The 8,074-nt window shown below is 55.5% G+C and carries 12 protein-coding genes and 1 pseudogene; 11 read left to right on the top strand and 2 right to left on the bottom strand.

Annotated elements, in window-relative coordinates:
- Nucleotides 1-54 precede the first annotated feature (54 nt).
- Nucleotides 55-504, bottom strand: coding sequence for an ImmA/IrrE family metallo-endopeptidase (locus tag DWV16_RS16360; protein WP_118480386.1), 450 nt, complete (start codon nt 502-504; stop codon nt 55-57).
- A 5-nt stretch (nt 505-509) separates the two neighbouring features.
- Nucleotides 510-941 carry a helix-turn-helix domain-containing protein gene (locus DWV16_RS16355; protein ID WP_158572952.1) on the bottom strand — a complete coding sequence of 144 codons (432 nt, stop codon included), beginning with the start codon at nt 939-941 and terminating at the stop codon, nt 510-512.
- Between the two features lie 196 nt (nt 942-1,137).
- Here DWV16_RS16355 and DWV16_RS16350 point away from each other — a divergent pair, with 196 nt between their 5' ends.
- From DWV16_RS16350 to DWV16_RS19685, 11 genes and pseudogenes are all read left to right on the top strand, one after another.
- Entirely contained in the window at nt 1,138-1,365 is a 228-nt protein-coding gene (locus DWV16_RS16350; protein ID WP_118480382.1) for an XRE family transcriptional regulator, read from the top strand.
- A 44-nt stretch (nt 1,366-1,409) separates the two neighbouring features.
- The gene (locus DWV16_RS16345) at nt 1,410-1,610 is read left to right on the top strand and encodes a hypothetical protein (RefSeq protein WP_118480380.1); all 201 of its coding nucleotides are present in this window, start codon (nt 1,410-1,412) and stop codon (nt 1,608-1,610) included.
- Nucleotides 1,611-1,631: 21 nt separating this feature from the next.
- Nucleotides 1,632-1,853, top strand: a complete 222-nt coding sequence (locus DWV16_RS16340) for a hypothetical protein (RefSeq protein WP_147349484.1) — start codon at nt 1,632-1,634, stop codon at nt 1,851-1,853.
- Between the two features lie 221 nt (nt 1,854-2,074).
- On the top strand, nt 2,075-2,632 hold the full coding sequence (locus tag DWV16_RS16335; protein ID WP_118480376.1) for a sigma-70 family RNA polymerase sigma factor: 558 nt from the start codon (nt 2,075-2,077) through the stop codon (nt 2,630-2,632).
- Between the two features lie 364 nt (nt 2,633-2,996).
- Nucleotides 2,997-3,170, top strand: coding sequence for a hypothetical protein (locus DWV16_RS19165; RefSeq protein WP_158572951.1), 174 nt, complete (start codon nt 2,997-2,999; stop codon nt 3,168-3,170).
- Between the two features lie 2 nt (nt 3,171-3,172).
- Nucleotides 3,173-3,562, top strand: a complete 390-nt coding sequence (locus DWV16_RS16325) for a hypothetical protein (protein WP_118480372.1) — start codon at nt 3,173-3,175, stop codon at nt 3,560-3,562.
- On the top strand, nt 3,562-3,762 hold the full coding sequence (locus DWV16_RS16320; RefSeq protein WP_118480370.1) for a hypothetical protein: 201 nt from the start codon (nt 3,562-3,564) through the stop codon (nt 3,760-3,762). Before DWV16_RS16325 ends, DWV16_RS16320 begins: the two co-directional genes overlap by 1 nt.
- Complete coding sequence (locus DWV16_RS16315; RefSeq protein WP_118480368.1) at nt 3,749-4,912, top strand: DUF2800 domain-containing protein; 1,164 nt, start codon at nt 3,749-3,751, stop codon at nt 4,910-4,912. The genes DWV16_RS16320 and DWV16_RS16315 overlap by 14 nt, the downstream gene beginning before the upstream one ends.
- Before the next feature lie 32 nt (nt 4,913-4,944).
- Complete coding sequence (locus tag DWV16_RS16310; protein WP_118480366.1) at nt 4,945-5,598, top strand: DUF2815 family protein; 654 nt, start codon at nt 4,945-4,947, stop codon at nt 5,596-5,598.
- Between the two features lie 49 nt (nt 5,599-5,647).
- Complete coding sequence (locus DWV16_RS16305; RefSeq protein WP_118480364.1) at nt 5,648-7,639, top strand: DNA polymerase; 1,992 nt, start codon at nt 5,648-5,650, stop codon at nt 7,637-7,639.
- Between the two features lie 6 nt (nt 7,640-7,645).
- Nucleotides 7,646-8,074 (top strand): annotated as a pseudogene (locus tag DWV16_RS19685) (virulence-associated protein E); the annotation flags it as partial.

Below are 8,074 nucleotides of genomic sequence, written 5' to 3'. Positions count from 1 at the left end.
GCAACATTTTCTTTCGTCAAGCCCGCTTTGGAGCTTGACTTTTTATTTGCAGGCTTAATTGTCATACCCTCTAAATTTTGGAATCACTGACAGCATCCGATATTCCGCCAGTCTTTCACTGATTCCCAGTTTCACCGCAATCTGCGGGATCGTCCAATCCTGATATTCCCTGAGTTCTTCGTCGCTCCAAAGTAGATCAACCGCAAATTGGTCAGCTTCTCGTTCATAGCGTCCAGGTATCAGCCGTGTGCATGAGCTCATAAAATAACGGTTCACCCCTCCGTGGAGAAGTAAGTGCCCTAGTTCATGCGCGCAAACAAATTGCTGCTCATTTTCATCGAGTTGATCTGAAATGTAAATGAATTTTGTTCGCTTAATACATTGGCAAAACCCCTTTACGTCTGTCAATGGAGAATGGATCACAATGATACCCAAGCATTTTGCCAATTCAAACGGATTTCTTGTCTGAAATTTCGATGTCAGCATTTTTATGTTTGGGCTCATCTACCTCATTCCTTTTTATACTTTTTAGGGGTGTATTTTTGCTTATTCTGAATTTTTGCCGCTTCAAGGCCGAGCTTCACCGCCGCGAGAATCGACTCACGGGCTTCTGGGCTCATGGGATTACCCTCAAACATAAGAGTGTCACTATTTTCAAGATCGGCCCTCATGCGTTCTAAATCGCGGGCAATATCGCGCTTGTCCTTTTCAGTAAGGACAGGCGCTTTTTCTTTTTGGGCATCTTCTGTTCCGATGAGATAGTCCACCGAAACATTGAAGTAAGCTGCCATTTTAGAAAGGTTTTGGATACCAATTGTTTTTTTTCTGCCGCATTTATAATCGCTTAAAACGGCTCTTGCGACTCCCGCTTCCCTGCACATTTGTGTAACATTAATGTTTCTGCTCCGGCACAGTTGCTCAATTTTTTCGTATAGAGGCAACACAAATAACCCCTCCAATTTAGGTAAAATGCTATATTTACTGAATTGCGTTATTTTGTGTTGACTTTTACTCTATCGTGTAATATCATGTAGTAAAGAACGCAAATCAGTAATCTAGTTAATGTGGCAATTACACTATATTACATATTTGCGTAATTGTCAATGTACAATTCGACAAAAAAGGAGGTGGTGTTTTATGCGGAAACGCGAACTCACCGAATTTGGCAAAGAAGTCAAGTTCGAACTGATGTGCCGCAACGAGCCGCAAGAGTGGCTAATCGGAAAAATCAGAGAACAAACCGATATGTATGTGGATTCATCGATAATGTACAAGGTGCTGACCGGGCAGGTAAACAGCCCGGCGCTTGAAGGTCACATTCGGAAGATTCTCAATCTTCCCTTCTCTGCCGCATCACAAGAATAACACATCAACTGTCCGATAAACAGGACTCTAAAAGGGGGAATTTTATGCCGCTCGAAAAACCAACCTTCCGCGACAACTTGGAGCGGCTTGACAGCGCCTTTCCGGGTAAAGAAATTCTTTCGGTAACGGATGTCTCCAACTACACCGGCTTTACTCGGAAAACCGCACGCACACTATTCAACTTCAAAAAGTTCGGTCCGAAAGTCGGGATTTCAAAGACATGTCTCGCCCGTGAATTGTCCTGACGGACAAGCAACATCAAGGAGGTGGACAAGCTGAGAGAATTATTGACCCTGTTCCTGGCGCTGTTTCTGGTGCCTGTGGCGGCGGGCTGCGACGACCTGTACGGCTTCGCGGTGCTGCTGTTCCTGACAATGCTTACGGTGGTGATGAGCTTTGCAAATGTGTCCATGTTACGGCTGCGCAGACCGCGCCGTCGGCTGTCACGGCGCGTGCGATCGATACAAAAGCTTTCGCGCAGGGCGTGACGCCATGAACGCCGCCCGATATGCGGACAAGGAACTGGAACGCGGAATCCGTGACAGGCAGCAGAGGCATATCCGGGCCGCGCTGAAGAAACGGAGGCCGGGATGGTGAGTTTGCTGACCGCATACATAATCGCTCAAATGGTCTTGGTGGGACTGGGCGTGTGGTTTCACACGATTGACAGTTATCCAAAATTCAAGGCAGCAAGGAGGTGCAAAAAAAAATGAAGCTTACCGACGCGCAACGCCAGATCGCGGAGGATAACCACAACCTGATTTACGGATTCCTCTGGAAGAACCACTTGGATGTTGATGAATGGTATGGGATTATCGCCATTGGATATTTAAATGCGGTCCTCCAATGGGATCCAGACAGAGGCAAGCTATCAACGTTTGCTTTTCTGACAATGAAAAATTCATATTTGCAAGAAATCAACCGAAGGAACCGGCTCAAGCGCAAAGAATCCTGCATCAGTATCCATTCCCCAATTTGTGATGGCGATGCCGAACTCGGGGATTTGCTCCCTGATCCGTACGATCTTGCAGACCAGTGCGCATCACGGGTTGATCTTGAAGCGGCCCTGAAAAAACTGACAAGCGATCAACGCCGCATTCTAAGCATGGCGCTGGATGGTGTTTATCAATCAGATATTGCCATTGTTATGAAGACGCGGCAAGAAACCATTTCTCGGATTCTGAGAAAGACTGTACGGCAAGTTACAGGTTTGGAGCCGCAAAAAAGAAGACGCCCTGCGAGGCTGGCACCTCAACAGGACGCATAGGAAAAATATCTGTAGGTACAAAGTATCATGACAAGGAGGTTTTGTCAAGTTGAAATACCTGACCTGCATCCATAGCCGCCGGCGGGAAAACAGCCGCAGTGTCAAGGAGTCATGCCCGAAGGCCCGGGCGGAGAAAAAGGGGCTTCGGATTCCAGACGCCGGCCTGTGCGAATCTTGCAAAAGTTACCGGCGCGTCGGGAACCTGTTTGCCCACCCATGTGACACTGGTGCAAAGTGCCCGCGCTGCGGGATAGGCTTTCAACCGCTGGATCAGGAGGGCAAAGATTACCAGGCGTCGCACACAAAGCGCGGCGATGATATTTACGCGCACACAAAATGTTTATATTCAAAGGAGGATACATAAATGTTAAAAATCGATTTTTCGCTTAAAAACCAGACAAAAACCTGCTATCGTTTCGAATCCCGCGTGGATGGGGAGCTTATGACGCTCTACCTCAAAAAATCACAGGTCGATGAAGCCGGGATCGAAGCCGCACAGGGAATCACCGTAACGGTTGAACAACAGAAGGGAGAATAATCATGTTGGAATTTGTTATCAAACTGGACGCTTCCCCAGCCCTCATCGGTGCATTGGACAAGCTGACTGCGGCATTTAGCCGCGCTCCGGAGATTCACACGCCCAAACCTGCCGCCATCAACGCGCCCGAGCCTATCGCGGCGGCCCCTGTTGTATCGATCCCAGTTGCGGCTCCGGCCGCCGCGCCAGCACCAGCCGTTCCCGTAACTGCGGCGCCCGCCTACACAGTGGACCAGCTCTCCCAAGCGGGCGCAGCCCTGGTCGACGCTGGGAAAATGGATGCCCTGATGGGCCTGCTTTCGAAGTATGCCGTTCAGGCAATCACCCAGCTGCCGCCGGAACAGTACGGCGCGTTTGCGACTGACCTTCGCGGGCTGGGGGCGCGGATCTGATGGATAAATTCATTCTTACAATCCCCAAGCTGGATCAATGCGACAGCGGCATCATCCGCCTGCGTCCAGCGGTATACCAAAGCCTGTTGGCAGTCAAGCGGCAGACCGGGCTGCCGATCGGCACCATCGCGGAAAAGTGCATCCGCTTTGCGCTCGCCCGTCTGATAATTGCAGAGGAGGATGAAAATGCCGACGCCTGAAAAGCATGCGCTGTTGTCCGCCTCTTCCGCGGAACGCTGGATGCACTGCACCCGCGCGCCGCGGCTCGAGGAAACCCTGCCGGAGCATACCAGCGAATACGCTGAGGAGGGCCGGCTGGCCCACGCAATCGCCGAGCTGAAGGTTCGCAAAAAATTCACCCCAATGAGCACCCGTGCCTTCAACGCTGAAATGAAAAAGCTGAAGGCGGATCCGCTCTACCAGGAGGAAATGCAGGAGCATACAGACACCTATCTCGAATATATTACTGAATGCGCCATGCGCTACAGCAGCACCCCGCACGTGGCTGTCGAACGGCGGCTCGACTTCTCCCGGTTTGTCCCGGAAGGTTTTGGCACCGGTGACTGCGTGATGATCGGCGGCGGCCTTCTGCGCATCATCGACTTGAAATATGGCAAGGGCGTGCCGGTCGATGCCGGGCACAACCCGCAGATGTTGCTCTATGCCCTCGGTGCGCTGGAAGCCTACCTCCCGATTTACGGCGACACAATCAAGCGGGTCTGCGTTTCTATTGTGCAGCCCCGCCTGGATAGCACCAGCGAATTTTTGATCTCCCGCGACGAACTGATCGACTGGGGGATGAATGAAGCCAAACCCAAAGCAGAAACCGCCTTCAAGGGCGAGGGAGATTTTGTACCCAGGGACTGGTGCCGGTTCTGCCGCGCGCGGGCAACCTGCCGGGCGCGCAGCGAGAACGCCACGGCGCTGGAGGACTTCGGCTTCGCGAAACCGCCGCTGCTCACTGACGCCGAAGTGGGTGAAATCCTGCAAAAGGCGAAGGAGCTGAGCAAATGGGCCGCCGACCTGGAGGATTACGCTCTGCAAGCAGAACTCAGCGGCCGCGACATCCCCGGCTGGAAAGCGGTGGAGGGCCGCAGCAACCGGCAGTTTACCGATATTGACGCCGCCTTCGCCCGCCTGGAATCCGAAGGGGTGGCGGAGGAAATGCTTTATGAGCGCCGCCCCATCACCTTGACTGCCGCCGAAAAACTGATTGGAAAAACCAAATTTGACGACCTGATGGCCGGGTATGTGATCAAGCCGCCGGGCAAGCCCACCCTCGCCCCGGACAGCGACAAGCGCCCGCCATACAGCCCTGCCGCAGCGGATTTCGCAGGGGCCGCAAATTAAATTTACTAAATGTATAAAGGAGATATTACTAAATGTATCAGAATATTGCGACCAAGGTCCTGACCGGCGAGGTGCGCCTGTCCTACGCGAACCTCACAAAACCCCGTGCGCAGCAGCCGGGGGCCGAGGAGAAATTCTCGGTCACCCTCCTGATCCCGAAATCGGATTATGCAACCAAGGCGGATATCGACGCGAGCATTGAGGCTGCCGCCCGCGAGGGGCTTTCCAAGTGCTGGAACAACGCCCGTCCACCCATGATGCGCGTCCCGATCTACGACGGGGACGGCGTGCGCCCCTCCGGTGAACCGTTCGGGGATGAATGCAAAGGCCATTGGGTTATGACCGCCAGCACCAAGCAGAAGCCGCAGGTCGTTGACATCTCGAATATCAACTGCGAGCTGGCACCCAGCGACATCTACAGCGGCATGTATGCCCGGGTGACGATCAACTTTTTCCCCTACGCGAACAGCGGAAACAAGGGGGTTGGCTGCGGGTTGGGCAATGTGATGAAGACCCGCGACGGCGAACCGCTTTCCGGGCGCAGCGACGCCGCAAGCGACTTTGCCAATGTAGCTGCTCCGGGTGGCGCCGCACCACAAACACCGCCCTGGCAGCAGCCCGTCTCCTATAATCCCGGCACGGGTCCGATGCGGATCGACCCCATCACCGGCGCAGTTATCCAATAACAATCAGGGCGGCCCTTCGGGGCCGCCGCTTTCAACCGGGGAGGTTCCTATGCGTCATCTTTCCATTGATATTGAAACCTATTCCAGCGTCGAAATCGGCAAAGCCGGCATGTACAAATACGCCCAGTCGCCTGACTTTGAGATTTTGCTGTTTGCTTACAGCCTGGACGGCGGACCGGTCGAGGTGGTGGATCTGCCAGCCGGTGGGGATGTCCCGCAGGATATCCGCGAGGCGCTGTTTGACCCTGAAACGGTCAAACACGCTTACAATGCTGCCTTTGAGTGGTATTGCCTGTCACGCTATTTCCATCTGAAGAAACCGGAGGCGTGGCTGCCGCAATGGCGCTGCACCATGCTCCATGGGCTTTACTGTGGATATACCGCGGGGCTGGATGCCACCGGGCGTGCGCTGGGGCTGCCGGAGGACCGGCGCAAGCTGGCCACTGGCAAGGCCCTGATCCGGTATTTCTGTTGCCCCTGCAAGCCCTCGAAAGCCAACGGCGGCCGCACACGCAACCTGCCACATCATGATCCGGCCAAGTGGGCACTCTTTGTGGAGTACAACCGGCAGGATGTTATCACCGAAATGGAGATCGAACGGCGGCTGAGGAACTTTCCAGTCCCGCCCACGGTACAGGCGCAATGGATCACCGACCAGACAATCAACGCCCGCGGTGTAGCAATGGATCTTGAGCTGATTGATGGCGCGCTATGGTGCGGTGAAACGGTTCGGACACGGCTCATGTCTGAAGCGTCGGGGCTTACCGGGCTTTCCAACCCCAACAGCTTGCCGCAGGTCAAAGCGTGGCTGGAGGAGGAGACCGGCGAAGAGACCCCGGACCTGCGCAAAGACACCGTGACCGCTCTGCTTGAGCGCGACCTTGGCAGCGAAAAAGCCCGGCGGATGTTGGAAATCCGGCGGGAACTCGGCAAAACCAGTACAAAAAAATACAATGCGATGGAGGCCGCCGTGTGCGGTGACGGACGTATCCGGGGCCTGATGCAATTCTACGGCGCCAACCGTACCGGGCGCTGGGCAGGCCGCATCGTGCAGCCGCAGAACCTCCCGCGCACCTACCTCTCCCCACTGCCGCTCGCCCGGGATCTGGTCAAAGCCCGGAAGCTCGACGCGCTGCGGCTGGTCTACGGCTCGGTTCCGGATACCCTGTCCCAGCTGATCCGCACCGCGTTTGTCGCTTCGCCGGGATGTATGTTGGTGGATGCGGATTTCTCCGCGATTGAAGCCCGGGTGATCGCCTGGCTGGCCGGGGAACAATGGCGGCTTGAGGTGTTCCGCACACATGGGAAGATCTACGAGGCCAGCGCGTCGCAGATGTTCGGCGTTCCCATTGATCTCATCAAAAAGGGAAATCCCGAATATGCCCTGCGCCAGAAAGGCAAGGTTGCAGAGCTCGCGCTCGGATACCAGGGCGGCAGCGGCGCGTTGATCGCAATGGGCGCTCTCGATATGGGGCTGACAGAGGACGAACTGCCGGATATCGTGCGGCGGTGGCGGGACTCCAATAAGCGTATCCGCAACCTTTGGTATGCGGTGGAGGATGCTGCGCTTTCGGTTGTGCAAACCGGGCGGCCAGCGGCCGCAGGATGTTTGCAATTTGCCCGGGAGTGCGATCCCGGCAACGGACTTGACTTTATGACGGTCCTGTTGCCAAGCGGGCGCAAGCTCTACTATGCGCAGCCCTCTCTCGGCGTCAACCAATGGGGCAACCCCAGCCTGTCTTACATGGGGATGGATCAGACGACAAAGAAATGGAAACAGCTCGAAACCTACGGCGGCAAGCTGGTGGAAAACTGTGTGCAGGCCATCGCCCGCGACTGTCTGGCCGAAGCAATCACCCGTCTGGAATCCGCGGGCTATCCGGTGGTGTTCCACGTCCATGATGAGGTGGTCATCGACTGCCCAAAGGGTAAGGCCGACCTCGACACGGTATGCCGCATCATGGGTCAGCCTGTGGAGTGGGCGCCGGATCTGCCGCTGGGCGCGGACGGTTGGATAGATGATTTTTATAAAAAGGAGTAGCACTCCATGATGATAAACGACCGCAAAATCACAATCTCCGCCGGCGCCAGCCGAAAAGCCGCCCGGTGGACGCCGCAGGTCCTTATGCTCTCCGAGCTGTGGGACCGCCTGCGCACGCCCGCGCGCGGCGCCGAAACACAAGCGGAGTATCTCGCGCTGAAAAAGCCCCAGCAGGACGAGCTGAAGGATGTAGGCGGCTTTGTGGCCGGATCCCTCAAAGGCACACGCCGCAAGGGCAGCGCGGTTTCCGGCCGCGACCTGCTGACACTGGATCTCGACCACATCCCTGCCGGCGGCACGCAAGATGTGCTGCGCCGCGTGGATGGCCTGGGATGCGGCTACTGTATCTATTCCACCCGTAAGCACAGCCCCGGCGCGCCCCGGTTGCGCGTCCTGTTCCCGTTAGACCGCACCTGCACCGCCGACGAATACGAG

The organism is Anaerotruncus sp. AF02-27 (genome assembly GCF_003465835.1).
GTDB lineage: Bacteria > Bacillota > Clostridia > Oscillospirales > Ruminococcaceae > Anaerotruncus > Anaerotruncus rubiinfantis.
The sequence above is the reverse complement of the archived record's forward strand: the minus strand, read 5'-3'. Positions and strand labels throughout refer to the sequence as shown.